The sequence below is a fragment of the Ectopseudomonas alcaliphila genome, from assembly GCF_900101755.1.
In the GTDB taxonomy this organism is placed as follows: domain Bacteria; phylum Pseudomonadota; class Gammaproteobacteria; order Pseudomonadales; family Pseudomonadaceae; genus Aquipseudomonas; species Aquipseudomonas alcaliphila.
On sequence record NZ_FNAE01000013.1, the window covers coordinates 55,201 to 79,882 of the forward strand.

23 protein-coding genes and 1 pseudogene are annotated in these 24,682 nt (G+C 63.7%); 15 read left to right on the forward strand and 9 right to left on the reverse strand.

From position 1 onward, the window contains the following. Nucleotides 1-113 precede the first annotated feature (113 nt). From BLR77_RS23955 to BLR77_RS23980, 6 genes are all read right to left on the reverse strand, one after another. On the reverse strand, nt 114-422 hold the full coding sequence (locus BLR77_RS23955; RefSeq protein WP_074682506.1) for a DUF2388 domain-containing protein: 309 nt from the start codon (nt 420-422) through the stop codon (nt 114-116). Between the two features lie 7 nt (nt 423-429). Next, nucleotides 430-1,317 carry a polyprenyl synthetase family protein gene (locus BLR77_RS23960; protein ID WP_074682508.1) on the reverse strand — a complete coding sequence of 296 codons (888 nt, stop codon included), beginning with the start codon at nt 1,315-1,317 and terminating at the stop codon, nt 430-432. Continuing rightward, nucleotides 1,314-1,556 carry an exodeoxyribonuclease VII small subunit gene (locus BLR77_RS23965; RefSeq protein WP_074682510.1) on the reverse strand — a complete coding sequence of 81 codons (243 nt, stop codon included), beginning with the start codon at nt 1,554-1,556 and terminating at the stop codon, nt 1,314-1,316. Before BLR77_RS23965 ends, BLR77_RS23960 begins: the two co-directional genes overlap by 4 nt. A 187-nt stretch (nt 1,557-1,743) precedes the next feature. Then, nucleotides 1,744-2,514: a sulfite exporter TauE/SafE family protein gene (locus BLR77_RS23970; protein ID WP_074682512.1), complete on the reverse strand. Its 771-nt coding sequence runs from the start codon at nt 2,512-2,514 to the stop codon at nt 1,744-1,746. Nucleotides 2,515-2,694: 180 nt separating this feature from the next. Then, entirely contained in the window at nt 2,695-3,180 is a 486-nt protein-coding gene (locus tag BLR77_RS23975; protein WP_074682514.1) for a MarR family winged helix-turn-helix transcriptional regulator, read from the reverse strand. 54 nt (nt 3,181-3,234) lie between these two features. Continuing rightward, the gene (locus BLR77_RS23980; protein WP_074682516.1) at nt 3,235-5,007 is read right to left on the reverse strand and encodes a sigma-54-dependent Fis family transcriptional regulator; all 1,773 of its coding nucleotides are present in this window, start codon (nt 5,005-5,007) and stop codon (nt 3,235-3,237) included. Between the two features lie 257 nt (nt 5,008-5,264). Between BLR77_RS23980 and BLR77_RS23985 the strand changes: the two genes are divergently transcribed. The 9 genes from BLR77_RS23985 to BLR77_RS24025 all read left to right on the forward strand — a co-directional run bounded on the left by BLR77_RS23985 (nt 5,265) and on the right by BLR77_RS24025 (nt 17,875). Further along, complete coding sequence (locus BLR77_RS23985) at nt 5,265-6,740, forward strand: benzaldehyde dehydrogenase (protein WP_074682518.1); 1,476 nt, start codon at nt 5,265-5,267, stop codon at nt 6,738-6,740. A 55-nt stretch (nt 6,741-6,795) separates the two neighbouring features. After that, a complete protein-coding gene (locus BLR77_RS23990) occupies nt 6,796-7,563 on the forward strand; it encodes a coniferyl-alcohol dehydrogenase (RefSeq protein WP_074682520.1) in 768 nt (255 codons plus the stop codon). Between the two features lie 82 nt (nt 7,564-7,645). Continuing rightward, nucleotides 7,646-9,283: a DUF1302 domain-containing protein gene (locus tag BLR77_RS23995; RefSeq protein WP_074682522.1), complete on the forward strand. Its 1,638-nt coding sequence runs from the start codon at nt 7,646-7,648 to the stop codon at nt 9,281-9,283. A gap of 23 nt (nt 9,284-9,306) precedes the next feature. After that, nucleotides 9,307-10,665, forward strand: coding sequence for a DUF1329 domain-containing protein (locus BLR77_RS24000; protein ID WP_074682524.1), 1,359 nt, complete (start codon nt 9,307-9,309; stop codon nt 10,663-10,665). Between the two features lie 49 nt (nt 10,666-10,714). Further along, nucleotides 10,715-11,776: a WD40/YVTN/BNR-like repeat-containing protein gene (locus BLR77_RS24005; protein ID WP_074682526.1), complete on the forward strand. Its 1,062-nt coding sequence runs from the start codon at nt 10,715-10,717 to the stop codon at nt 11,774-11,776. 46 nt (nt 11,777-11,822) lie between these two features. Then, on the forward strand, nt 11,823-14,213 hold the full coding sequence (locus BLR77_RS24010; RefSeq protein ID WP_238380620.1) for an efflux RND transporter permease subunit: 2,391 nt from the start codon (nt 11,823-11,825) through the stop codon (nt 14,211-14,213). Then, nucleotides 14,213-14,845 carry a hypothetical protein gene (locus BLR77_RS24015; protein WP_074682528.1) on the forward strand — a complete coding sequence of 211 codons (633 nt, stop codon included), beginning with the start codon at nt 14,213-14,215 and terminating at the stop codon, nt 14,843-14,845. The genes BLR77_RS24010 and BLR77_RS24015 overlap by 1 nt, the downstream gene beginning before the upstream one ends. A gap of 100 nt (nt 14,846-14,945) precedes the next feature. Continuing rightward, complete coding sequence (locus BLR77_RS24020) at nt 14,946-15,869, forward strand: alpha/beta hydrolase (RefSeq protein WP_074682530.1); 924 nt, start codon at nt 14,946-14,948, stop codon at nt 15,867-15,869. Nucleotides 15,870-15,958: 89 nt separating this feature from the next. Beyond that, a complete protein-coding gene (locus BLR77_RS24025; protein ID WP_162275028.1) occupies nt 15,959-17,875 on the forward strand; it encodes a methyl-accepting chemotaxis protein in 1,917 nt (638 codons plus the stop codon). A gap of 116 nt (nt 17,876-17,991) precedes the next feature. Here BLR77_RS24025 and BLR77_RS24030 read toward each other — a convergent pair whose 3' ends face one another. Both BLR77_RS24030 and BLR77_RS24035 read right to left on the reverse strand, forming a co-directional pair. Next, nucleotides 17,992-18,942, reverse strand: coding sequence for a PDR/VanB family oxidoreductase (locus BLR77_RS24030; protein ID WP_074682534.1), 951 nt, complete (start codon nt 18,940-18,942; stop codon nt 17,992-17,994). Then, nucleotides 18,939-20,003 carry an aromatic ring-hydroxylating oxygenase subunit alpha gene (locus tag BLR77_RS24035; RefSeq protein ID WP_074682536.1) on the reverse strand — a complete coding sequence of 355 codons (1,065 nt, stop codon included), beginning with the start codon at nt 20,001-20,003 and terminating at the stop codon, nt 18,939-18,941. Before BLR77_RS24035 ends, BLR77_RS24030 begins: the two co-directional genes overlap by 4 nt. 179 nt (nt 20,004-20,182) lie before the next feature. On the opposite strand from BLR77_RS24035, the gene BLR77_RS24040 reads away from it, so the two are divergent. Beyond that, nucleotides 20,183-20,911 carry a GntR family transcriptional regulator gene (locus tag BLR77_RS24040; RefSeq protein WP_074682537.1) on the forward strand — a complete coding sequence of 243 codons (729 nt, stop codon included), beginning with the start codon at nt 20,183-20,185 and terminating at the stop codon, nt 20,909-20,911. A 24-nt stretch (nt 20,912-20,935) separates the two neighbouring features. Here the strand turns inward: BLR77_RS24040 and BLR77_RS25360 are convergent. Next, nucleotides 20,936-21,760 (reverse strand): annotated as a pseudogene (locus BLR77_RS25360) (integron integrase). Nucleotides 21,761-22,180: 420 nt separating this feature from the next. Here BLR77_RS25360 and BLR77_RS24050 point away from each other — a divergent pair. The 5 genes from BLR77_RS24050 (at nt 22,181) to BLR77_RS24070 (ending at nt 24,570) form a co-directional block, all read left to right on the forward strand. Further along, nucleotides 22,181-22,651, forward strand: a complete 471-nt coding sequence (locus BLR77_RS24050) for a hypothetical protein (protein WP_074682539.1) — start codon at nt 22,181-22,183, stop codon at nt 22,649-22,651. Between the two features lie 104 nt (nt 22,652-22,755). Beyond that, nucleotides 22,756-23,025, forward strand: coding sequence for a hypothetical protein (locus BLR77_RS24055; RefSeq protein WP_074682540.1), 270 nt, complete (start codon nt 22,756-22,758; stop codon nt 23,023-23,025). Nucleotides 23,026-23,113: 88 nt separating this feature from the next. Beyond that, nucleotides 23,114-23,497, forward strand: coding sequence for a hypothetical protein (locus BLR77_RS24060; RefSeq protein WP_074682542.1), 384 nt, complete (start codon nt 23,114-23,116; stop codon nt 23,495-23,497). A gap of 73 nt (nt 23,498-23,570) precedes the next feature. Continuing rightward, on the forward strand, nt 23,571-24,137 hold the full coding sequence (locus BLR77_RS24065) for a hypothetical protein (protein WP_139203086.1): 567 nt from the start codon (nt 23,571-23,573) through the stop codon (nt 24,135-24,137). A gap of 91 nt (nt 24,138-24,228) precedes the next feature. Beyond that, nucleotides 24,229-24,570: a hypothetical protein gene (locus BLR77_RS24070; protein ID WP_074682545.1), complete on the forward strand. Its 342-nt coding sequence runs from the start codon at nt 24,229-24,231 to the stop codon at nt 24,568-24,570. Nucleotides 24,571-24,682: the final 112 nt, after the last annotated feature.

Genomic DNA, 24,682 nt, shown 5'->3' on the forward strand with positions numbered 1-24,682 from the left:
CCAGACGTCTTGTCGTGATGGAGCCATCTTAGGAGGCTGGACGCGGGGGTAAAGCAAGCCTTATACGGCGATCATGCCGACATAGATTGCAATGATGGGGCGAGCGAGTCGGCTCAGTGCAGGGTGGCGATGGACAGCGCCAACTGCATATCGCTGATGGCGGTATCTGGATGGTGGCTGCGGTAGTGATGCAGCGCACTTTCCAGGCGTACGCCACGAATATCGCCTGCGGAGGCGACGTAGGCCAGAGCGTCGTCACGGGCCGCTTTATAGGGGCTCAGTGCATTGCTGGTCGTGATCGTGATGCCGGAGGTGCCGATACAGCTGGCGACAGTGAAGCGATCGCTGGAGTTGCCTTGCCCTTCCATGGCGCATGCCTGACCGGCGATGAGCGCTACGAGGAGGGCAAAGGCTCGCTTCATGCGTCGGTCAGCTGCGCCGTTCGACGATATAGCGCGCCAGCTCGCGCAGCGGTTCGGCGGTGCTGCCGAAAGGGCGCAGCACATGCAGGGCCTGGTCGCGCAGCTCCAGGGCGTAGTCCTTGGCCGCGTCGAGGCCGAGCAGGGCGGGGTAGGTGGGCTTGTCGTGGGCTTCGTCTTTGCCCTGGGTCTTGCCCAGGGTGGCGGTATCGCTTTCCACGTCGAGGATGTCGTCCTGCACCTGGAAGGCCAGGCCCACGGCGCGGGCATAGTGCAGCAGCGCCTTGAGGCTGAGGTCGTCGGCCTTGCCACTGGCCAGGGCGCCGAGCAGCACGCTGGCTTCGATCAGTGCGCCGGTCTTGTGCCGATGCATGGTTTCCAGCGCATCGCGATCGAGCTTCTGGCCGACCGAACCGAGGTCGATGGCCTGGCCGCCGACCATGCCGGCTGGGCCGGCAGCGCTGCTCAGGGCGCTGAGCATCTGCAGGCGCACCTCGGCGTCCTGCGGATTGCGCCGACGGTCGGCGAGTACCTCGAAGGCCAGGCTTTGCAGACCATCACCCGCAAGGATGGCACTGGCTTCGTCGAAGGCCTTGTGGGTGGTCGGCTGGCCGCGACGCAGATCGTCGTCGTCCATCGCCGGCAGGTCGTCATGCACCAGCGAGTAGGCATGGATCAGCTCGACCGCACAGGCGGCGCCATCGGCACGTTCGAGGTCACCTTCAAGAGCTTCGCAGGCGGCATAGACCAGCAGCGGGCGCACACGCTTGCCGCCGTTCATCACGCTGTAGCGCATGGCCTGGTAGAGGCGCTCGAGCTCTGTACGGGGGGCTTGAAACAGTGCCTCCAGCGCCGTGTCGACGCGGGTCTGACAGCGCTTCTGATACGCCGCAATCATGCGGGCTCGTCCGTGTCGAAGGGCGCGGCCTGCAACTCACCGTCGCGCTCGAGCAGAATCTGCACTTTCTGCTCGGCCTGGGCCAGGGCGGCCTGGCATTCGCGGGTCAGACCGATGCCCTGTTCGAACGCGGTCAGCGAGTCTTCCAGCGACAGCTCGCCGCTCTCCAGGCGCTCGACCAGCGTCTGCAGCTCGGCGAGGGAGTGTTCGAAGTCGGGGGCGGCTTTCTTGCGGGCCATGGCGGCGGTTCTCGGGCAACGTGGAAACCGCGCGACACTAGCAGAGCCGCGCCATACGGGCAAATCAGGGGGCCGATCGATAGGCGCTTGTAGGAGCGGCTGGGCGGCATTCCGTTTTATCCGCGATGCTGTCCAGGCACCCACCGGCAATCGCGGCTGAAGCCGCTCCTACAAAGGAGTCGCTTTATTACGCAGAGAAGTAGGTGCTCCAGAAGTAGTACAGCGTCATCCCGCTGCCAACCAGAATCACGAAGCTGCGCAGCAACGCTGGCGGCAGCTTCTCGCCCAGTGCGCCGCCGGTGTAGCCGCCAAGGGTGGCGCCGGTGAGCAGGATCGCCAGCTCGTACCAGCTGACCCGGCCGGCGATGACGAAGGTCAGCGTGGCGATGCTGTAGATCACCGCCGAGATCAGGTTCTTCAGCGCATTGGCGCGGGCCAGCGGGTGGCCTTCGATGGAGAACGCGGCCAGTTGCAAAATGCCCATGCCGGCACCGAAGTAGCCGCCGTAGATCGACACGCCGATATGCGCGCCCAGCGACAGCGGCGTGTGTGGCGGATGTTCGGCTGCCTTGCGCCGTGCTGCCAGCGCGCGACCCAGCCAGGGACTGGCGGCGAACAAGGCGGTGGCTGCCAGCAACAACCAGGGAATCAGCACGCGGAACACGTCGTCGCCACCGGCCAGCAGCAACAGACCGCCGAGCAGGCCACCGGCCAGGCCAGCCAGCAGCAACGGGATCAGGTAACGCCCCAGCGGCCGCAGCGAGGCACGTGCAGCCCAGGCCCCGGCCAGGCTGGCTGGCCATAGCGCCACGGCGTTGGTGGCATTGGCGGTGACCGGCGGCAGGCCGGCGGCGAGTAGAGCCGGGAAGGAGAAGAAGGTGCCACCGCCGGCCAGGGCATTCATGCCGCCAGCGGCGAAACCGGCGAGGACCAACAGCAGTAGATCGGGCAGGGACATCAGGCAGGCTCGCACAAAAAGGGTGCAGCATAAGACCTGAGGTATTACTCAGCCAGCCCGACCATTGGCTCAGGGCGTGTCGTCGCCCATGGCTCGGCCCCGCCTGTAATCCATGGCTGTGAGAGCTCGATGCGATTCTACGAACTGACGAGCGCTCCGGTGCGGTCGTGTCAGGGGTAGTCAGTCCCGATAGAGTTTGCGCAGCAGGTGCAGCAGTTGTTCACGTTCCTCGGCATCCAGGGCGTTGGTGGAGTCACGATCGCTCTGGGTGGCCAGTTGCTTGAGTTCCTTCAGGCGCGCTTCGCCGACCTTGCTCAGGAAGAGGCCATAGGAGCGTTTGTCCGGCTTGCAACGTACGCGCATGGCCAGGCCGAGCTTCTCCAGCTTGTTGACCAGCACCACCGCTTGCGGCGGTTCGATAGCCAGTGCGCGGGCGAGATCGGCCTGCATCAGGCCCGGATGCTTCTCGATGATCATCAGCGCGGTGAACTGGGCGGGGCGTAACTCGAATGGCTCCAGGCGTGCGGAGAGGTGCTGGAAGACCTTCATCTGCGCACGACGCAGCACGTATCCTAGGTAGCTCTCCAGGGCCTGGTCGAGGAACGCCGGGTCTGCAGTCTGGTCGCTCGGGTCGGGGTTCTTGGCCATGGTCTCTGTATTGATCATATTTAAGTTAAGAAAGTTAATGATTTTGCGGGCTATGGCCTCGGGACGCCAGTATTAATTCCGTGTTGCTGGCTGCGCGCCGTGTTTCTTCAGGCGGTAGGCGAACTGTGCGCGGCTCAGGCCGAGCAGGCGTGCGGCAGCGGCCAGGTTGCCTTCAGCCTTTTGCAGGGCATCGTCGAGCAGGCGCTGTTCCAGTCGATCGATATCCGGCTCGATCTGCAGGGTCTGGAGACGGTCGAGGAGGTTTTCCGGTTCGCTGTGGGGGGCGTCCGTCTTGGCACTGGAGAGGGTGCCACTCTGGCTCAGCGAGTAGAGCTGGGGCGGCAACGGCTCGTTGTGAAACAGATGAAGAATATCGATCGGCCGGCCCTCGTCGCTGGTGATCAGGCCGCGTTCCACCAGGTTCTGCAATTCCCGCACGTTGCCGGGGAAGTCGTACAGCAGCAGGGCCTTGAGCGCGCGCATGGTCAGCCCCGCGGGCGTGCGGCCGTACTCGCGGCAGTAGCGATTCAGAAAGGCGTCGACCAGCAGGGGGATGTCGTCGCGCCGCTCGCGCAGTGGCGGCAGGCTGATGGGGTAGACATTGAGGCGGTAGAACAGGTCTTCGCGGAAGCGTCCGGCCTGCACCTCCTGGCGCAGCTCGACGTTGGTCGCCGCCACCACGCGCACGTCCACCCGGATCGGCTGACCACCGCCGACACGCTCCACTTCGCGCTCCTGCAGGGCGCGCAGCAGCTTGCCCTGGCCGGGCAGGCTGAGGCTGGCGATTTCGTCGAGAAACAGCGTGCCGCCATGGGCGCGCTCGAAGCGTCCGGGGCGCGAGTGGCTGGCGCCGGTGAAGGCGCCGCGCTCGACGCCGAACAGTTCGGCCTCGATCAGGTTCTCCGGGATGGCGGCGCAGTTGAGGGCGACGAAGGGCTGCTCGCGCCTGGGGCTCAGGCGGTGCAGCTCGCGGGCGAAGAGCTCCTTGCCGGCGCCGGATTCGCCGCCGATCAGTACGGTAGCCGGCGTTGGCGCCACCCGTTGCAGGGCATGCCGGGCGGCGCTGAAGGCGGCGCTGGCGCCAATCGGGATCAGCTCGCCCGACTCGCTCGGGCTCGTTCGTAACGGCGCCGTCACCGGAGCGGCAGCTGCTGCCGGGGTGGCGTTGGCGTAGAGCAGGGCGAGGTCGGCGCTGACGTCGCCCCATTGCTCGGCGGTCTTGCCGATCACCCGGCAGACCTTGTGACCCATAGCCCGGCATTCCACTTCGCGGAAGATCACCAGGCGCCCGAACAGGCCGCTGACGTAGCCGGTGGCGTAGCCGATCTCGGTCCAGCAGGCCGAGTCCTGGCCGATGCCGTAGGCGGCGATATGCTCATCGGCCTCGCAGGAGTGGTGCCAGAGGAATTCGCCCTCGTAGAGGCCAATGTCGGCGTCGAACTTGAAGTGCAGCGGCTCCACCTTGGTCATGCCTTCGAGGGTGTGCAGGCGGGTGCCGGCGAAGAACACCGCGGTGCGGTCGGCCTGCGGCCAGCGCGTGCGGATCAGCTGCGCATCGCGCGCACCGGACTGGTAGCCGGTGCGGGTGAACAGCCCGCGCGCGCGTTCCAGGCCAAGGCTGTCGATGAACTCGCGGCGCAGTGCGCCGAAGGAGGAGCCGTGCATCAGCAACATGCGCTGGTCGTTGAGCCAGATGCGCCCGTCGCTGGGGGAGAAGAACAGGCACTCAGCCAGTTCCGCCGTGGTCGGCGACTGATCCTGCTGCAGCAGCGAGCTGTCGCCACGCAGAGGGCTGGGATCCTTGCCCTGGGCGAAGTCGCTGAACAGATGCTTGGGCGTATCCATGGTCACCGCCTCGCTTTACCAAATGAACAAGGGATAAAAGGTTAATTAGCATAACTTTGATCATTTGCGTAATCGGCGAGCCGGACGGGTTTCGGTGGGAAACCTCTTATTTGACCTGAAAAGCCCGTTGCAGAGCCTTTTCTTCGTCCTGCGACGCGACTGGGCACAGCGCTTGCTCTAGTGCTGGCAGGGCAAGGCCGTTGATCGCAAGACACGGGATAAGCCCTCCACAGGTACAAGAACAATCGGAGTGCGATATGTCCGCAGTCAAAGAGGCCGGTTTCCTGCGCGAAGCGCAGTGGCGCGAGAAGATTTTCAACGGGGGTTGGGTCAACCCGGGCGGTGGTGTGAACCCGGTGCGCGAACCCGCGACCAACACCCAACTGACCAGTACCGGTTTAGCCGATGCCGAGGACGTGCGCATCGCCTGCGCCGCGGCGAGCCGGGCGCAATCGGACTGGCACGCACTGGGGCCGCGCGACAAGGCGCTGATTTTCCGTCGCGCCGCCGATCAGGCCGAGGCGCACTTCGCCGAGCTGGCGCTGTTCGTGGCGCGGGAAACCGGCGGCAGCATCCTCAAGGGGAGCCATGAGGTGCGTGAGGCCATCGTCCTGCTGCATCAGGCGGCCGGGTTGCTGTCGCAGGGTCATGGCCTGGTGCTGCCGAGCGAGGCCGGGCGCTTGTCCTATGCGCGGCGGGTGCCGCATGGCGTGGTCGGGGTGATCTCGCCGTTCAACTTCCCCCTGGTGCTGTCGCTGCGTTCGGTGGCGCCGGCGCTGGCCGCCGGCAACGCGGTGGTGCTCAAGCCCGATCCGCAGACGCCGGTCAGTGGCGGTTTCCTCATCGCCCGTTTGTTCGAGGCCGCCGGCCTGCCCCATGGCCTGCTCCAGGTGCTGCCGGGGCATGCCGAGGCTGGCGAGGCGCTGTGCCTGGATCCGCAGGTGAAAATGATCGCCTTCACCGGCTCCACCGCCGCCGGGCGCAAGGTGGCCGAGGCCGCCGGGCGCACCCTGAAGAAGGTGGCGCTGGAACTGGGCGGCAAGAACTCGCTGATCGTGTTGGCGGACGCTGACCTGGAGCTGGCCGCCAGCAACGCCGCCTGGGGTGCCTGGCTGCACCAGGGGCAGATCTGCATGGCCACCGGGCGCATCCTCGCGCATGCCTCGATTGCCGACGAGCTGACCCGCCTGCTGGTGGACAAGGCCCGCGCCCTGACGGTGGGCAATGCCGCCCGTGGCGAGGCGCACATCGGCCCGTTGATCAATGAACGCCAGCATGCGCGGGTCTGCCAGATCGTCGAGGCCAGCGTCGCCGCTGGTGCGCGCCTGGAGGTGGGCGGGCCGCACGAGGGGCTGTTCTACAAGCCCAGCGTGCTCTCCGGCGTGCGTCCCGGCATGCCGGCCTTCGAGGAGGAAATCTTCGGCCCGGTGGCGTGCGTGGTGCCTTTCGACGATGACCAGGAAGCGGTCGAGCTGGCCAATGCCACCGAATACGGGCTGTCCGCGGCGGTGATCTCGCCCTCGCTCGGGCGCGCCATGGCCATCGGCGAGCGCCTGCACTGCGGGCTGTTGCACATCAACGACCAGACCGTCGCCGACGAGTGCATCAACCCCTTCGGCGGGCGCGGCAATTCCGGCAACGGCGGCAGCGTCGGCGGCCCGGCGGACTGGGACGAATACACCCAGTGGCAGTGGGTGACGGTCAAGGACACGCCGCCGCGCTATCCCTTCTGACCCAGGCACAAGCGAACACAACAAGAACAAGAACAAGAACAAGAGGACGCAAAAGATGAATCTGCAAGGCAAGACCTTGGTGGTAACCGGCGTCGCCTCCGGTATCGGCGCCGAGACCGCGCGCCTGCTGCGCTTTCACGGCGCGCGGGTGATCGGTTTGGATCGCAGCGAGCCACAGATGAGCCTCGACGGCTTCGTCGAGATCGACCTGGAAACCCCGGCCAGCATCGACCAGGCCGTGGCCCGGCTACCGGCGCAGCTCGACGGCCTGTGCAACATCGCCGGCGTGCCCGGCACGGCTAATCCGCACCTGCTGGCACGGGTCAACTACCTTGGCCTGCGCCACCTGACCCAGGCGCTGCTGCCGCGCATCGCGGCGGGTGGCTGCATCGTCAACGTCGCCTCGATCCTCGGCGCGCAGTGGCCCGAGCGCCTGGAGCAGCACAAGGCGCTGGCGGCAGTCGAGGGCTTCGCCGCCGGCGAGGCCTGGCTGGCGGCCAACCCGGTGCCGCCGCAGACCTGTTACCAGTACTTCAAGGAGGCGCTGATCGTCTGGAGCATGACCCAGGCGCAGCCCTGGTTCATGGCCCATTCGGTGCGCATGAACTGTGTGGCGCCGGGGCCGGTGTTCACGCCGATCCTCGGCGACTTCGTGGCCATGCTCGGCACCCAGCGCACCGAGGCCGATGCCCACCGCATCAAGCGCCCGGCCTACGCCGACGAGGTGGCGGCGGTGATCGCCTTCCTCTGCGCCGACGAGTCGCGCTGGATCAATGGCATCAACCTGCCGGTCGATGGCGGCCTGGCGTCCACCTACATCTGACCCCCGGGAGAGAACACCCGCTGATACCGGCTGCCCTGTCGGCAGCCACCGCGTCCGTACAACAAAAACAATGAGGAACGACATGAAACACATATACGCGAATGCCGGCGCCCGCTCGCTGGCCCTGGCCGTCAGCCTTGCCAGCAGCGTGCCGGCCATGGCTGCACAGATCGACCTGGGCGACAGCGACTGGCAACTGCGCTGGGACAATACCCTCAAGTACAGCCAGGCCTGGCGCCTCAACCGTGCCGATGATCGGCTCACCAACGCCCCCACGGCCGGTGGCTTGTATCCCTCGATCCAGAGTCAGGGCGACAAGAATTTCAGCCGCGGGTTGGTTTCCAACCGCCTCGACATCTTCTCGGAGATGGACCTGAGCCACCGGAACTACGGCCTGCGCGTCAGCGGCGCGGCCTGGTACGACCGCGTCTACAACGAGGACACCGACAGCAGCGAGCAACCGCGCTTTCTGTCCAAGACCCGCGAGCTGCATGGGCGTGACGCCGAACTGCTGGATGCCTTCGTCTACCTGCGCGGTGAGCTGGGCGAACGCTCGCAGGGCGTGCTGCGCTTGGGGCGGCACAGCCTGGTTTATGGCGAGAGCCTGTTCTACGGCGGTAACGGCATCGGCGCGGCGCAGGGGCCGACCGACGTGGTCAAGCTGCTCAGCGTGCCGGGCAGCCAGTTCAAGGAGATCCTGCGTCCGGTCAACCAGATTTCCGGGCAGTTGCAGATCAACCCACAACTATCCGTGGGTGCCTACTACCAGTTCGAGTGGGAGCGTTCCAACCTGCCGGGTGCCGGCAGCTACCTGAGCGACAACGACGCCATCGGTGACGGCTCCGGTGACCTGCGCCAGGTGTTCGGCAACCTCACCGTGCACGGCAAGGACATCGAGGCGAAGAATAGCGGGCAGGGCGGCCTGCAGTTGCGCTACAAGCCCGAGGGTACCGAGCTGGAGCTGGGGCTGTACGCCGCGCAGTATCACGACAAGGCGCCCAGCGGCCTGTATGCCTACATTGACGGCCCGGCCGCGCAGGCCACCGGCCTGCCGATTCTCAACGAATACCGCCAGGTGTTCGCCGAGAACATCAAGACGGTCGGTGCCAGCTTCTCCACCGCCTATGGCGATTTCAACTTTGCCGGTGAGGCCTCGCTGCGCTGGGATGCGCCGCTGGTCAGCAACCTGCAGGTGGTGGCGCCAGGGCAGTTGGCGGACAACGCCGGCGACGCCCTGTACGCCAAGGGGCGCACCGCACACCTCAACCTCTCGACCATCTACCTGCTGTCGCCGTCAGCGCTGTGGGATGGCGGTTCGATCCTCGCCGAGCTGGCGTGGAACCGCACCCTCAGCGTCACCGACAACCGCAACGCGCTGGACAGTAACACCACTCGCGACGCCACTGCGCTGCGCGTGCTGGCCGAGCCGGCGTACTTCCAGATCGCCGACGGCCTCGACCTCAGCGTGCCGATCGGCGTTGGCATAGTGCTCGACGGTCGTTCCTCGGCGGTGAGCAAGTCCGGCTTCGGCAACACCCACGCCGGCGACTGGAGCGTGGGTCTCAAGGCCACCTATCTGCAGCGCTGGGAGATGGGCCTGAACTACGTGAACTTCTTCGGCGCCCCGGGTGCCGGCCTGCGTGAAGACGGCAACTTCAGCTACGCGCAATCGCTGGCTGACCGCGACTTCGTCTCGCTGTACGTGAAGACCACTTTCTAATAACAACGACAGGTGTAACGAGCATGCCTAACAAGACCCTGATCAGCACTCTCTGCGGGCTGGCCCTGCTTTCCGGAGGTCTGGCCCAGGCGGCCGTCTCCCCCGAGCAGGCCGCACGTTTGAAGACCGATCTCACGCCCATGGGCGCCGAGCGCGCCGGCACTGCCGACGGTAGCATCCCCGCCTGGGACGGTGGCTACACCCAGGTGCCGGCCGGCTTCAAGAGCGGCGACAAGCGCGCCGATCCCTTCGCCGGGGAGAAACCGCTGTACAGCATCAGCGCCGCCAACATGAGCCAGTACGCTGAGCAACTGGCCGAAGGCTCCAAGGTGCTGCTGAGCAAGTACCCCGACTACCGCCTGGATGTGTACCCGACCCATCGCAGCGCCGCCGCGCCGCAGTGGGTGTACGACAATACTTTCGCCAACGCCACCCGAGCCCAGCTCGATGTGACCACCGAGAAGGTCAGCGGCGCCTATGGCGGCATCCCTTTCCCGATACCGCAAAACGGTGCCGAGGTGCTGTGGAATTACCGCTTGTCCTGGCAGGGCGGCGACACCATCAATGCGCCGTTCGACACCTGGCTGATGACCGCCGGAGGCAAGAAGGTGCAGGCCACGCGCGCGCAGTTCAGCTACCAGTTCCCCTACTATTTCGAGGAGGGCAGCCTGGAGAGCTTCGGCGGCAAGTATCAGTGGGGCAAGCTGTACACCGAGTTGCCCTCGTCCAAGGCTGGCGAAGGGCTGATGACCCATTGGGACGTCGACCCGTCCGCGCGGGCCGCCTGGCAGTACCTGGTGGGCCAGCGCCGTGTGCGCCGTGCGCCGAACATTGCCTACGACACGCCTGATTTCGTCACCTCCGGCGTCGGCCTGTTCGACGAGGCCTTCATGATCTTCGGCCCGACCGACCGCCACGACCTCAAGCTGGTGGGCAAGAAGGAACTGCTGGTGCCTTACAACAATAACCGCGCCGGCCTGGCCAAGAGCGATGAGCTGGTGCAGCCGCGCTTCCTCAACCCGGATCTGGTGCGTTGGGAGAAACACCGCGTGTGGGTGGTCGAGGCCACGCTCAAGGCCGGCAAGCGCCATGTGGTACCGCGCCGTACTTACTACGTGGACGAGGATTCCTGGCAAGTGCTGCTGGTCGATGGCTATGACGCCCAGGGTCGCCTGGGGCGGCAGATGTACAGCCTGACCCTGCTGGCGCCGGACATGCCGGCACTGACCTCGCAGGTGATGTGGGGCAGCTACAACCTCGACACCGGTGCCTACTTCCTCAACTCCTCGAGCAACGACCTGAGCGTGCAGTACCAGAAGATCCCTCGGCCTTCTGCCTCGTTCTTCACCCCCGATGCCATGGCTAACTCCAGCGCACGTTGATTCGAGTGTCCGGGGCGGCACAGCTGCCCCGGCCTTCGAGGAGGTCACGATGAAAGTCTTAGCGAAAGGGCTCGGCGGGCTCGTCCTGCTGCTGGCCGGCGTCTTCGCCCTGGCCGTGCAGGCGGCCCCCACCGTGCTCGAACGCCCGGCCATGCACAGTGCCAAGGCCGAGCGCAGCGTCATGCTGGGCCTGGCACGTGCCGGCCAGCGCCTGGTGGCGGTCGGCGAGCGTGGCATCATCCTGCTGTCGGATGACGACGGTGTGCACTGGCGCCAGGCTGAGGTGCCGGTCAGCGTCAACCTGACGGCCGTGCAGTTCATCGATGCCCGGCAAGGTTGGGCGGTTGGCCATCTCGGCGTGGTGCTGCACAGCGCCGATGGCGGCGAAACCTGGCGCAAGCAGCTCGACGGCATCCAGGCTGCCAAGCTGGTGTTGCAGGCTGCCGAAGCCTCGGGCGATGCGGCAGCCATCGAGCAGGCTCAGGCGATGGTCGCCGATGGACCGGACAAACCCTTTCTCGACCTGTATTTCCAGGATGCGCGGGTCGGTTATCTGGTCGGCGCCTACAACCTGATCCTGCGTACCGCGGACGGTGGCCAGAGCTGGCAGAGCTGGATGCAGCATCTGGACAACCCGCAGGCGCTCAACCTCTATGCCATCAGCGCCTGGCGGGGTGATCTCTACATCGCCGGCGAGCGTGGTCTGCTGCTGCGCTCCAGCGATGGTGGCGAGCATTTCGCGGCCTTGCCGTCGCCTTACGAGGGCAGTTTCTTCGGTTTGCTCGCCGCCCGTGATGGCCTGCTGGCCTACGGCCTGCGTGGTAATGCCTGGTGGTCGGAAGATGGTGGTGCCTCCTGGCAAGCGCTGGCAACCGGCGTTGAGTCGGCGCTCGCAGGCGCGCTGGAGCTGGCCGATGGGCGCTTGCTGCTGGCCGGGCAGGGCGGCGAGCTGCTCGCTGCAGAGCCTGGCGGTGCCCGCGCGCAAAGCATGCCACTGCGCCTGGCGCCGGGCCTGGCCAGCATCGTCCAGGCCGCCGATGGCAGCCTCAGCAGTGCCGGCCTGAGTGGCGTCACCACCCGGCAAATACCTGAACAGTCGGCCCAGCGCTGAGTGATCCCGTGTCGGCGTGGCGCCTGTCACGCCTGAGGAGTGCGTAGTGAAATTCGAGAACCCCGCCGGTGCTGTGCCGACCCTTGCGACCTATCTGGATGACTTCGATCCGCGTTCGGGCAACGTCGTCGAGCGCGCCATCTTCAATCACCGCCTGCTGGTGATCCTGCTGTGCCTGGCGCTGACCCTGTTGCTCGGCTGGCAGGCGCGTGGCATCGGCATCAATGCCAGCTTCGAGAAAACCATCCCCACCCAGCACCCCTACATCGCCAACTTCCTTGCCGAGCGCAGCGAACTGAGCGGTGTCGGCAACGTGCTGCGCATCGCCGTGGCCGCCGAGCAGGGCGACATCTTCAACGCCGCTTACCTCGACACCCTGGCGCGGCTGAATGACGAGCTGTACCTGCTGCCGGGCGTCGACCGGCCCTACATGAAGTCACTGTGGACGCCGACCACGCGCTGGACGGCGGTGACCGAAGATGGCCTGGATGGCGGCACGGTGATCCCCGATGGCTACGACGGCTCGCCCGCGAGCCTCGACGAGGTGCGCGCCAACGTCGCCCGCTCCGGCGAGATCGGCCAGCTGGTGGCCGGCGACATGCGTTCCAGCGTGATCTTCCTGCCGCTGCTCGACCGCAATCCACAAAACGGCGAGGCGCTGGACTACGCGGTGCTGTCGCAGCAACTGGAAACGCTGCGCGCCAAGTACCAGGCCGAAGGCGTGAGCATCCATATCACCGGCTTCTCGAAGATCGTCGGCGATCTGCTGGAAGGGCTGGGCCAGGTGGCGCTGTTCTTCGTCATCGCCGTGCTGGTCAGTGTGACCATGCTGCTGGCCTACACCCGTTGCCTGCGTAGCACCTTCGCGGTGGTCGCCTGTTCGCTGGTGGGCGTGCTCTGGCAGGTGGGGTTGCTGGCATCACTGGGTTACGCGCTGGACCCTTATTCGATTCTGGTGCCCTTTCTGGTGTTCGCCATCGGTATGAGCCATGGCTCGCAGAAGATGAACGGCATCATGCAGGACATCGGCCGTGGCCTGTCGCGTCTGGCGGCGGCGCGCATGACCTTCCGTCGTCTGTTCCTAGCCGGGCTGACTGCGCTGATCAGCGATGCGGTGGGTTTTGCCGTGCTCTGGGTGATCGAGATTCAGGTTATCCGCGACCTGGCGATCACCGCCAGTATCGGCGTGGCGGTACTGGTGTTGACCAACCTGGTGCTTCTGCCGGTATTGCTCAGTTACACCGGCGTCAGCGCCAAAGCGGCGCAGCGCAGCCTGCGCGATCAGCAGGCCGGGCACGAGCGGCATCCGCTATGGAGCGGCCTGTCGCGCTTCGCCACGCCGCGCCGGGCCATTGCCGCATTGCTGGTCGGCGCCGTGCTGGCGCTGGGTGGCAAGCTGATCGGCAGCCAACTGCAGATCGGCGACCTCGACCCCGGCGCGCCGGAGCTGCGCGCCGACTCGCGCTACAACCGCGACGCTGCCTTCATGAACGCGCACTACGCCGCCAGCTCGGACATCTTCGTGATCATGGTGCGCACCCCCGAGGATCAGTGCACGCGCTACGCCACCCTGGCGGCAGTCGACGAGCTGGCCTGGCGCCTGGAGCAACTGCCGGGCGTGGAGGCAACCAACTCCATGGCCAGCCTGAGCAAGATGGCCAGCGCCGGCTACAACGAGGGCAATCTCAAGTGGTATGAACTGATCCCCAACGAAGGAGCGCTGGGTGCCGTGCAGACGCGGGCGCCGCGCGAGCTGTTCAACCAGGGTTGTTCGCTGCTGTCGCTGTACGTCTACCTGGCCGATCACAAAGCGGCGACGCTGGCACGGGTGGTGGCCGAGAGCGAGGCTTTCATCGCCCAGCAAGCGTTGCCCGAGGTGAAGTTCATGCTCGCCGCTGGCAGCGCAGGCATCGAAGCGGCCACCAACATCGTGGTCGAGAAAGCCATGCGTGAAATGCTCTACTGGGTCTACGGCGCGGTGATCTTGCTGTGCTGGCTGACCTTCCGTAGCTGGCGCGCGGTGCTCGCGGCGATCCTGCCGCTGATGCTCACTTCGGTGCTGGCCGAAGCGCTGATGGTGGGCCTCGGCATGGGGGTGAAAGTGGCCACCCTGCCGGTGATCGCCCTCGGTGTGGGCATCGGCATCGATTACGCGCTGTACGTGCTCAGCGTGTTGCTGGCGCGCATGAAAGCCGGCGACAGCCTGCAGGACGCCTACTACGGCGCGCTGCTGGCCACTGGCAAGGTGGTGCTGCTCACCGGCCTTACCCTGGCTATTGCGGTGGCCACCTGGGTGTTCTCGCCGATCAAGTTCCAGGCCGACATGGGCATCCTGCTGGCCTTCATGTTCCTGGTGAACATGCTTGGCGCGCTGATCCTGCTGCCGGCACTGGCCTGGTTGCTGCTGCCACGCGGCAGCCAGCGGGTGGCGGACTGATGAGGCGCTTGGCGCTGATCGTGGCGCTGCTGTGTCTGGCGCCGCTGAGTTGGGCCGAGCCATCGCTGCGCACCCAGGCGGTACTGTTGGCGGCCAACGCCCTGGTGTATTTCGACGCCGATCCGCGTGCCCGCCCCGACGAACGCCACCTGGCGCGCATGCTGCAGGCTCGCGAGGGGCTGCGTCGTCAGCTCGATGAGCGGCCCTGGCCCGAGCCCCTGCGCCTGGCCGTCGAGGCGCTGCTGGTACGTCAGGCAGAACTTGCGGCCGTGCCGCGTGATCAGGCACCGCGCTACCCGCAACTGCTGGTGGCATTGCTCGATGCGCGGCTGCAGTTGGCGGCGCAGCTACAGCTGCATGATCAGCAGGTGAGCGTGCCCCGCCAGGTGCTGCAGCGGCTGTGCCTGAATATCGGCGAGTTGCTGTTGCACGCCCAGGCACGCAGCGCGCGGGTGCTGGGCGACCACTCGCTGAACCTCGATCAGAGCGGCTTCCTCAGTCTGGACAAGCAGATCGAGGCGGATTTCGCCGAGGTTATCGAACTGCTGCCGGCGCAGACCGAGGCGCTGCACAAACAGCGACTGGCCTATCGCTTCGTACGTAAGCGCCTGCTCGATGCCGCCGTCAGTTAGGTCGATGGCAGTCTGGAGCGCTATGTCGCAAGCGTGCTTGTGAGCCTCGATATGCTGGCCGCCGACCCCATGCTCAACCCATTGCCGTGAGATTCTCGCGATGAAATTACTGCAACTCCTTGCCGCCAAACTGCTGCGCGCCTTCGCCAGGCGGATGAAGGCCAGCTTCGTCTACGACACTGCGCAGTACCCGCTGCGCGCCCGCGAAATCCGTCATATCGACACCCCACAGGGGCGTGCCCGAGCGCTGTTCTATTGGCCCCTGGTGAAGGGCGATGCTCTGCTGCCGCTCTACCTGAACCTGCATGGCGGCGGCTTCGTTGCCGGCGTGCCGGAGCACGACGACAGCTACTGCCAGCGCCTGGCACACAACCTCGGCTGCCTGGTGGTCAACCTTGACTATGCATTGGCGCCCGAGCATCCGTTCCCGGCCGGTCTGAAGCAGTGCTTCGCCGTGCTGGAATGGCTGGCGGACAAGGCGCCCGAGCTGGGCATCGACCCCTGGCGCATGGCGGTGGGCGGCCACAGCGCCGGCGGCAACCTGGCCACCGGGGTTGCCGCCCTGGCGCGTGAGCATCGACGTCTGCGCGTGGTGCATCAGGTGATCGACTACGCCGTGCTGGATTTGGCCGCGCCTGGCCAGAGCAAGACCTCGGCGCTGGAAAAGCCGCTGCTGGGCCCCAGGCTGATGGATTTCTTCATGGGGTGCTATTTGCCTGACCCGGCGCAGGCGCTGGATCCTCTGGCCTCACCGGCTCTGGCTTCCTTCGAGCAACTGCGCGGCCTGCCACCCACGACCCTGATCACCGCCGAATACGATGTGCTGCGCGCCGAGGGCCAGGTCTACGCAGCCAAGTTGCGCCAGGCCGGCGTTGTGGTGCAGGAGCGCATGTTTGCCGACTGCGACCATATGTTCACCCACCTCGGGCCGGCCGACGTTGCCGAGCAGGGCTGGCAACTGATCGAGGAAAGTTTGGCGGCGGCCTTCAGTGATCAGCGTGTCGCCATGGCGGTAAGTGACTGATTGTCAGGCCGAGAGCCTGTTGGCTCATGATCTGTTCGAGGACAGCCAGGATGTTGAGGCAAGTCGTTCGACTTTTTGTCGATTGCTCGGTGGGAAAGAAACTCTTGCTGGGCTTCGGCCTGGTTTCGCTGCTCGCCGTATCGGCCATCGCACAAGGGTTGCATGCCACGGCATTCCTGCTCGAGCAGAGCCAGGAGGTTGGCGAGCGGGGGAAGATCAACCAGCTCGTGTTGCAGATGCATGCTGCACAGAAGACCTATGCACTGGAGCCCGAACCCGCGAAGTTGGCCGAGGTGCAGCGCCTGCTGCAGGCGCTGGCCACTCGCCTGGATGAGCTCGCAGGCGAACCTGCCTCGCGCATCGGCGAACTGTCGAGCACGCTGCGCAATGCGCTCGACGGCTATCGCACGCAGCTGGGGGATTTCGTCGCCAGTCAGCGCCAGGCCGGCGAGGCTCAGGTGCTGATGCAGGAGCAGGCCGAGCATGCGCGCCTGCAGTTCGAAGCGGTGCAGATGGACATGGTCGACCAGGTACGCGGCGCGCTGGATGGCGGCGTGCTACTCGACGGCGACCCGCTGAGCCTGGCCGAGCAGGCCTCGACTCTGCAGCGAGACCTGCTGGTGGCGCGCAGCCTGGAGTTCGCCTACGTGCAGACCGGCATGACGACTGCGCAGGCCGGCTGGCGCGAGCGGGTCGATGGCATGGACACGGCACTGGAGCTGTTGCAGGGGCGGGTCGACCCGAGTTCAGCCGAGAGCCTGGCGGCTGCCTCGGCAGCGCTGCAGGCTTATCGGCAGGCCTTTGAGCGTTACCTGCAGAGCCGTGACCTGAGCCGGCAGAGCGCCGCGCACATGGAGCAGCAGGCGCAGGCACTGATGCAGCCGGTCGAGCAGGCCGTGTCCGAAGGGCAGGCGCGCATGCAGGCGCGCGGCCACGCAGTGATGCTCGGGCAGTTGGGCGGTGCGCTGGTGATCGTGGTGCTGGCGCTGGCTGCATCCCTGATCATTCGTGGGCTAATCGTGGCGCCCTTGCGCAACACCCTGCAGCTCGCCCGGCGGATTGCCGAGGGCGATCTCGCCAGCGTTACCCCGGCCCATGCGCGCCAGGACGAGCTTGGACAGTTGCTGGGTGCCATGCAGTCCATGGCCGCGACGTTGCGGCAACTGGTCGTGGGCATGGGTGAGGGAGTCGCCAGCCTGGGGCGGACCAGCGGCGCGCTGGCGGACCTCAGCACGCAGAGCAACGCCATCGCCCAGCGCCAGCGGCAGGAAACCGAGCAGGCAGCCACGGCCATGCAGGAGATGGCCGCGACCGTGCAGCACGTGGCACAGAACGCCGCGCAGGCTTCGCAAGCGGCCTCTCAGGCGCAGCAGCGTGCCTGCACCGGCGCCCAGGTGACCGAGCAGAGCGGCCTGCAAGTGCAGCACCTGGCCGAGCGCATGGACCAATGCGTCGCTGCCATGGATGACCTGCAACAGCAGGTGGGGTGCATCGGCAGTGTGCTCGAAGTGATCAGCGCGATTGCCGAGCAGACCAACCTGTTGGCCCTCAACGCCGCCATCGAGGCGGCCAGGGCAGGGGAGCAGGGGCGTGGTTTTGCCGTCGTCGCTGACGAAGTACGTGCGCTGGCGAGGCGTACCCAGACCTCGACACGCGAGATCGGCGAGCTGATCGAGGGGCTGCGGCAGCGCTCCAGGCACAGCCAGGAACAGATCCGTGATTGCCGTTCGCTGAGCGAGCAGAGCGCGGTGCTGGCTCGGCAGGCAGGTGTCGCGCTGCAGGACATCACCGCAGCGGTCGCGCTCAGCGAACAGATGAATCAGCAGATTGCCGCCAGTGCCGAGCAACAGAGTTGCGTTGCCGACGAGGTCAGTGGCAACGTCGGCCAGATCCGCCAGGATGCTGAGCGCGTGGCACAGGCCAATCAGCAGACGCTGGTGGCGAGCCAGCAACTGGCGATGCTGGAGCAGCAACTGCGCCTGGCCATCGCCGGGTTGCGCACCTGAGGTTTCCTGCGCCCTGCCACCGTAGTCCGCATGCAATCGTGGGATCTTCGCGGCAGCCATGTCCCGGATTGCCTCCGGGCTACGACGGCGCCGCGAACAGGACGCCGTCTCTTTGCCTACAGGTCCACCACCAGGCAGGCGCTGCGCGAGCGTGAGCAGCAGGGGGTGAACTGGTCGTTGCGGGTTTTTTCCTCGTCACTCAGGAACAGATCGCGGTGCTCCGGCTGGCCATCCAGCACGCGGGTCAGGCAGGTGCCGCAAATGCCCTGCCCGCAAGACACCGGGATATCGAAGCCAGCTTCCTCCAGCACTTCCAGCGCGCTGCGATCCTCCGGCACCTGCAGCTCCTGTCCGCTGCTGGCGATGCGCAGGGTAAAGGCGCCACCGCCGCTTTCAGCCTCCGGCGCGGCGAAGTATTCGCGGTGCAGGCGTTCTTCCGCCCAGCCCATGGCGCGGGCGGTATCCAGCACGTACTCCATGAAGCCGTTGGGGCCACAGACGTAGAGCTGGCTGCCGGGCGGCTCGGCGGCGAGCAAGGATGGCAGGTCGAGCTTCTGTTCCGCGCCGCCGTCGTCGCAGTGCAGGTGCGTGCATGCGGCGAAGGGCGCGCTGGCCAGGCGTTCGGCGAAGGCGGCGAGCCTGCCCGAGCGCACGCACTGGTGCAGGTCGAATTCCGCACCGAGGGCATGCAGGCGCCAGGCCATGGACAGCAGCGGGGTGATGCCGATGCCTCCGGCCAGCAGCAGGCTGTGCGGCGCCTGCTCGTCGAGGGCGAACAGGTTGCGTGGCGCGCCGATGCTCAGGCGCTGGCCGATACGCAGCCGCTCGTGCACGGCCTGCGAGCCGCCGCGTGAGGCGGCGTCGCGCAATACGGCGATGCGGTAGCGATGGCGTTCGCGCGGGTCGTTGCACAGTGAATACTGGCGGATCAGCCCGTTCGGCAGGTGCAGGTCGATATGTGCGCCAGCCTCGAATGGCGGCAGTTCGGCGCCATCGGTCGCCACCAGTTCCAGGCCGAGGATGCCCTCGGCCTCCAGGCGCATGGCGCGGATGATGACCTCGATCATGATGCGCTCCTGGCCAGGATCTGCTCATCGCCCTGGGCCTGCTCGGCCTTGAGCAGGCGCTCGATGATGCGCCGTGCCTGCACGCCGCCGGCATCGATATTGAGCTTGAGCAGGTTGCGCTCGGGATGGCGCAGCAGGTTGCGCTGCTGGCGTTCGAGCATCTCCAGGTCTTCGCTGAAGATCTTGCCCTGGCCCTCGCGGATGCGGTCGGTGAGTTCGCTGTCATCCACCTTGAAGCGTCGCGCCATGCCCCAGAAGTACCAGATCGAGGTCTCGTTCTCCGGCGTGATGAAGTCGACCACGATGCTGCTGGCCTTGTACTGGTCTGGGGCGTCATAGCCGCCGTGCCCGGCAATGGCCACGCCGACCTCGATCAGTACATGGCTTGGCGGGGTGAAGCGGCAGATCTGCCAGCGATCCACCAATGCGTCTTCATCCAGACCGTTGGCCCGTAGCGCTGCACGCCAGAAGGGTGGGGCGGAGATGTTCTCCATGAAACGGCTGGTGATCACCTCGCTGCCCTCGACACGGGTGTTGACCGGCGCCTCGTCGATCTCCTTCTGGCCGATGCTGCTGGCGTGCACGTAGGTTTCGTGGGTCAGGTCCATCAGGTTGTCGACCATCAGCCGGTAGTCGCAGGCGATGTGATAGAGGCCGCCACCGTAGGCCCACTCGGGGCTTTCCGCCCAGTGCAGATGCGGCAGTTGCGCCGGATCGGCCAGGGCTTCGTCGCCGGGCCAGACCCAGATGAAGCCGTAACGCTCGATCACCGCGAAGCGGCGGATGCAGGGGAAATGCTGCACGCGTTGGTTGGGCATGGCGGCGGTCTTGCCGTCGCAGCCCATGGCCAGGCCGTGATACCCACAGACCAGCAGGCCGTCCTCGACGTAGCCCAACGACAGCGGCGCACCACGGTGCGGGCAGAAGTCTTCCAGGGCCACGGCGCGGTTTTCCGGGCCACGGTAGAACACCATCGACTCGCCGCAGATGGTGCGGCCTAATGGCTTGCTGTCGATCTCGTCCGGCGTGCAGGCAACGTACCAGGCATTTTTCGGGAACATGACAACCTCCTCGAGGCTATTGTTGTTATTGGATCCAATAATCTGCCTGGGAGGGTTAAATGGCCAGTCAAAATCAGGTTTATGGATCCATTTATGGGCGTTAATCGCACGAAATACCGATTTGATCGGGCCCTTGGCTGCCGTAGACTGGCGCCATTGGATCCAATCAAGGAGGGCTTATGAGTGGACCGGGACAACGGGTGCTGGCGCTGTTGCGGCAGATGATCGCCGAGGGCAGCTTGACGGCCGGTGAGCGCATCGCCGAGATCCCCACTGCCGAGCGCCTGGGCGTATCGCGCATGCCGGTACGCATGGCGTTTCGCGTGCTGGAACAGGAAGGCCTGCTGATCCGCCATGGCGCGCGCGGCTACGCGGTGCGGCAACTTGGCGAAGAAGAACTGGCCGGCGCCGTGGAAGTGCGCGGTGTGCTCGAAGGCCTGGCCGCACGCCAAGCTGCCGAACGCGGCGTCTCCGAGGCGGTGCGCGCTGTGCTGCTGGAATGCCTGGCGCAGGGCGATCAGCTATTCGACAAGGGCTACCTGAGTGAAGAAGACCTGGCCCGTTACCACGACATCAACCTGCGCTTTCACCAGGTGCTGGTGGAAGCCAGCGGCAACCCGGCCATCGCCACCGCCCTGGCGCGCAACGACCACCTGCCATTTGCCTCGGTCAGCGCCCTGGTGGTAGATCGCGACCACCTGGATCGCGAATACCGCCGCTTCAACTTCGCCCACCTGCAGCATCATGCCGCGGTGGATGCCGTGCTCGCCGGCCAGGGGGCACGGGCCGAAGGCATCATGCGCGAACACGCCAACGCGACGCTGCGCTATGCACGTCTGTTTGGCACGGAACAGGGCGCCAGTGGGCGGACGGTGATACAGCGGGGCGGTAGGAGCCAGGGCGAATAAACTCTCTTCTGCAGTGGGCGGGCTTTAGCCGCGCCGATCCACGTAGCCAGGATGCAACTCGGGAAGGGGGGCACGATCAATCAGAGTCACCCCAACGGGCTGACGACACCGGCAAAGCCCCTGGCCAAGTACGTGCGTGTAGATTTGCGTCGTGCGGATATCGGCATGCCCCAACAGCGTTTGTACCGTTCGGATGTCACTGCCTCGGCGCAGCAAGTCGGTGGCAAAGCTGTGGCGAAAGGCATGGCAACTGGCAGGCTTATGCAGGCCTGACTGCCTGACCGCGTACCTGACCGCCTTCTGAATGGCACTGACATGAAGGTGATGACGAACGATCTGCCCGTCTTCATCGGTACAAAGCCCTGTCGACGGGAACAGCCACTGCCACTCGAAGGAGCGCCCGGCCTTGGGATATTTGCGGCGTAACGCAAAGGGCAGGCTGACCGGAGCCTGATAAAAGCTGTCCTGTTGCTTCCAGGCGCGAAACATACGCTCTCTGCGTTCAAGCAGGTGTGATCAAGGGGGCGGCAAGAGTGTCGTTCGATCCTTGGCACCTTTGCCGTCATGGATGGCGATGACCTGCTTATCGAAATCGATATCCTTGATGCGCAGGCGCGCCGCCTCTACTACGCGCAAACCGGCGCCGTACATCAGAGAAGCCAGTAACTGATGAGGTTGACCCAACCTGGCAATCAGCGCTGTCGCTTCCTCGTGCGTCAGCACGCATGGAATACGCGCCGAGCGTTTGGCACGCACCACCTCGCTAACGTGCCCAAGGGGCTGCTGCAACACCTTGTCGTATAGGAAAACCAGCGCATTGAGCGCCAGATTCTGGGTAGCGGCGGCCACCTTGCGTTCAACGGCCAGCCAGGAGAGAAAAGCTTGACCTCGATAGCGCCGAGCTCCAGCGGATGACGCAGTTGATGGAAGCGGATGAAATAGCGAATCCAGTACCAGTAGGATTTTTCCGTACGGATGCTGTAATGGTACACACGCATCACCGGCCTGAACTGCTCTTGCAAACGAGGTTTGCTTGAGATCTCCATGGCCGACTCCCTGGCTGTGTTTTTGTACAGTGGTAATGGTGGAGCAAAAAGAAGAAGTCAAGCGAATACGTTGGCAGGTCAACGGTGGAGTAGTAATGCATTGATTTAAATAGGCTTATTCTTGTGGTGGGCATGTCGATGGTGCGGAGTTAGATGGAAGGCTCTACTATCGGATTAGTACCGCCTTCCATCTAATCACTGTTATGGCCAAAGATAGATCGAGATGATAATCGACAATACGAACTATGAAATTGGAAACAAAGCGATGGCATCGGTGCTACTGCTTTACTACCACCTACTAAATGAGGGTGGCATTACCAATGATCAGACAGTTTATCTCGATCCCAATGATTTTAATGGCTTTGACTATCTTGGTGTTGAGGTAAATGAACTGGCAAACGAGAGTCTTGACTTGGATGAAGACCTTATTAGAGAAGGCGCCATCATCTATCTTCTATGTGATTTAAATGACATTATCGGTGAATACGATGCGGACTTTCATGGCCAGCCGCAAGCAAAGAGAATTGTCGAGGCACTTAACGATCACAAGTCCTCGCCAATACCTGAAGTGGCGTTGTTGCTAAAACAAGTTTCAGTGCCTGAGGGGCAGTTCAATTACTCCGAATACAACAAGATATTGCAGGTAATTTACAAAAAACATGTTCACGGTCTTTTTGCAAAGAAATTGGCGTAAAGCCATAACAAGCGGCTGCTGTCGGACTGGCAAAAGCTCCGGCTTCGCCTCCACTTTTGCCAGCCTCAGAGCCGTGCGTTAGGCACACATGGAGATAAATTTGCATGGACGTTAAGCAAAACCAACTGTTGGCATTCGCCGTTTACGAAATTCGGCTACTGCTCGCCCATCATATAGGTAGCGGCGACACTCCCGATCCAGCCGTTAAAGCTGCAGCCCATCTGGCATATGCTCTCCACAATCAAGCTGAAGCTACCCTGCAAGGGCACACGTTTGATCCCGAAAAGGCAATAGAAGCTCTGAGAGCAGTAGATAAAATGCTGGCAACCAACTTTCAAGCTAGCTTCTTGCAAGCAGTTAGCCAAGGTGCCTAACTAGTGGTTCAAACCGTTCGCTCCGCTCACTGGGACGGGCTAAAGCCCGCCCCTTAACCAAACGTTAAAAGTACAATCGAGATTAGCAATGGCAGGCGCCTTTTCAGCAGAAGATCAACATCATTTCGTTAGTAACAAGCGATTCTGCGCATTAATGGAGTGGGCCATTGAAGTCGCCTCGGAAATCAATGAGGCCCAGGCAGCTGATTTCGTAGCGAAGATGCAGCAGGGATACGACGAACTCTATGCAATTTGTACAGACATCGATCTGGATAAAGAGCTAGATAAAAAGGAGCAGGTATTTTGGTCCAAGGCCTTTCAAATCGTAGGGCACAGACTATTTAATCGGACTCTAGGCTCAACAGAATCAGATGATTGGAGGCCAAGTGCAATAGCAGATGCTTTCACTATTTCTCGCATGCTGCAAAAACTAAGCGGCGAGTATCTTGTTTATACCAAGCAAAACTTTTAACAAGGTGCTGTTGACGGACTGGTTTTCCGCTGCGCTCCAAACCAGCCGCAAAGCACGGCGTTAGCCACAAAATATGGACATAGAAGAACTACGAGAATTGATCGCCAATGAGCCAAATCCTGTTTTGGTCGCCACGGAGCTGGGCTTCTTCTTGAGCGATTCGCTGGAAGATGGCTCTATTAATTTTTATGAGGGGTTTTGGGTAGCAGATTTGTGCGTCTCACTCCTGCGCGAGGGGTACTCAAAGGCAGCCTGGAGCTACACAGTAGGCTATCAGCATATTCTATCGCTGGTAATGCTGTATGTTATGGCTCGTTACTTCGGTGAGCAGAGTCAGCTTGAAAAATACAGGAGCTGGGCATTGGAGGCTGAGAGTCATCTTGCAGAGTCTCGTGAGCATTACAGTCTTAGTCTGTTAGAGAGGCTACGGAATTGTGACAACTCTGGGATACTTGCAGAGTTGGCGGCGGTTCGGGAAGGCAACAAACCTTTTAAGCATGGTCCGTATCATTCGGAGGTTTTCCCGTTCGACTATGTCGCTCCTGAGAAGGAGTTGATGGCTGGCGTTGTATCATCTACAAAAGAGATAAGGCCAGAGATTGTGTCTCTTCTGGCCGATATTGGAGTCGTTCATGGCTAACCAGTCGGTCAACCGGACGCCAAAAGCGTACCGCTTTTGGTACCCTCCGCTGGCGCTCCGGCGCCGCTTACCTTAGCGTTAGGCCTACCAAATGAGCTTCGATATCATCATTTTGAAACCTACAGATTCAAGGATTGATGACATATCGGCAGTTGAAGACGTTACCCCGCTTGGTGCAACGGACTTCGTAACCAAGGTGTTCAACAATTTCTTTTCAGGCTGCACTGAGGGTGCCTTCACCTCTGGTGATGACTTTTCTGTTGAACTCATGTTAAGCGGAGAGCCCGTTGAGTCAGCACACCTCACCCTGCAATTCGGGCAGTCATGGACTGATGAATCCGAAAGAAAATTTCAAGTAATGCTTGCGGAGGCTTGCCGAGTCTTGGGTGGGGTGGCTTTTGCTGTTTCCGATAACTCGCGCATCGCGCCATAATTCATGGCCTAACAAATGTATATGGACTCTCCCCACAAGTAGTGGGCAAAGCTTTTCTTTTGCACTTGTCGTCAGCGCGGTTGCATTCGTATATCCGGCCTGTTCTGGGCTT

Bases quoted from the DNA above. Each gene is read 5' to 3' on its own strand.
- BLR77_RS24020 (WP_074682530.1), top strand. From the start codon at position 14,946: ATGAAATTACTGCAACTCCTTGCCGCCAAACTGCTGCGCGCCTTCGCC.
- BLR77_RS24015 (WP_074682528.1), top strand. From the start codon at position 14,213: ATGAGGCGCTTGGCGCTGATCGTGGCGCTGCTGTGTCTGGCGCCGCTG.
- BLR77_RS23995 (WP_074682522.1), top strand. From the start codon at position 7,646: ATGAAACACATATACGCGAATGCCGGCGCCCGCTCGCTGGCCCTGGCC.
- BLR77_RS23975 (WP_074682514.1), bottom strand. From the start codon at position 3,180: ATGATCAATACAGAGACCATGGCCAAGAACCCCGACCCGAGCGACCAG.
- BLR77_RS24050 (WP_074682539.1), top strand. From the start codon at position 22,181: ATGATAATCGACAATACGAACTATGAAATTGGAAACAAAGCGATGGCA.
- BLR77_RS23965 (WP_074682510.1), bottom strand. From the start codon at position 1,556: ATGGCCCGCAAGAAAGCCGCCCCCGACTTCGAACACTCCCTCGCCGAG.
- BLR77_RS24040 (WP_074682537.1), top strand. From the start codon at position 20,183: ATGAGTGGACCGGGACAACGGGTGCTGGCGCTGTTGCGGCAGATGATC.
- BLR77_RS24060 (WP_074682542.1), top strand. From the start codon at position 23,114: ATGGCAGGCGCCTTTTCAGCAGAAGATCAACATCATTTCGTTAGTAAC.
- BLR77_RS23990 (WP_074682520.1), top strand. From the start codon at position 6,796: ATGAATCTGCAAGGCAAGACCTTGGTGGTAACCGGCGTCGCCTCCGGT.
- BLR77_RS24055 (WP_074682540.1), top strand. From the start codon at position 22,756: ATGGACGTTAAGCAAAACCAACTGTTGGCATTCGCCGTTTACGAAATT.
- BLR77_RS24070 (WP_074682545.1), top strand. From the start codon at position 24,229: ATGAGCTTCGATATCATCATTTTGAAACCTACAGATTCAAGGATTGAT.
- BLR77_RS23970 (WP_074682512.1), bottom strand. From the start codon at position 2,514: ATGTCCCTGCCCGATCTACTGCTGTTGGTCCTCGCCGGTTTCGCCGCT.
- BLR77_RS23955 (WP_074682506.1), bottom strand. From the start codon at position 422: ATGAAGCGAGCCTTTGCCCTCCTCGTAGCGCTCATCGCCGGTCAGGCA.
- BLR77_RS24000 (WP_074682524.1), top strand. From the start codon at position 9,307: ATGCCTAACAAGACCCTGATCAGCACTCTCTGCGGGCTGGCCCTGCTT.
- BLR77_RS24030 (WP_074682534.1), bottom strand. From the start codon at position 18,942: ATGATCGAGGTCATCATCCGCGCCATGCGCCTGGAGGCCGAGGGCATC.
- BLR77_RS24005 (WP_074682526.1), top strand. From the start codon at position 10,715: ATGAAAGTCTTAGCGAAAGGGCTCGGCGGGCTCGTCCTGCTGCTGGCC.
- BLR77_RS23980 (WP_074682516.1), bottom strand. From the start codon at position 5,007: ATGGATACGCCCAAGCATCTGTTCAGCGACTTCGCCCAGGGCAAGGAT.
- BLR77_RS23960 (WP_074682508.1), bottom strand. From the start codon at position 1,317: ATGATTGCGGCGTATCAGAAGCGCTGTCAGACCCGCGTCGACACGGCG.
- BLR77_RS24035 (WP_074682536.1), bottom strand. From the start codon at position 20,003: ATGTTCCCGAAAAATGCCTGGTACGTTGCCTGCACGCCGGACGAGATC.
- BLR77_RS23985 (WP_074682518.1), top strand. From the start codon at position 5,265: ATGTCCGCAGTCAAAGAGGCCGGTTTCCTGCGCGAAGCGCAGTGGCGC.
- BLR77_RS24065 (WP_139203086.1), top strand. From the start codon at position 23,571: ATGGACATAGAAGAACTACGAGAATTGATCGCCAATGAGCCAAATCCT.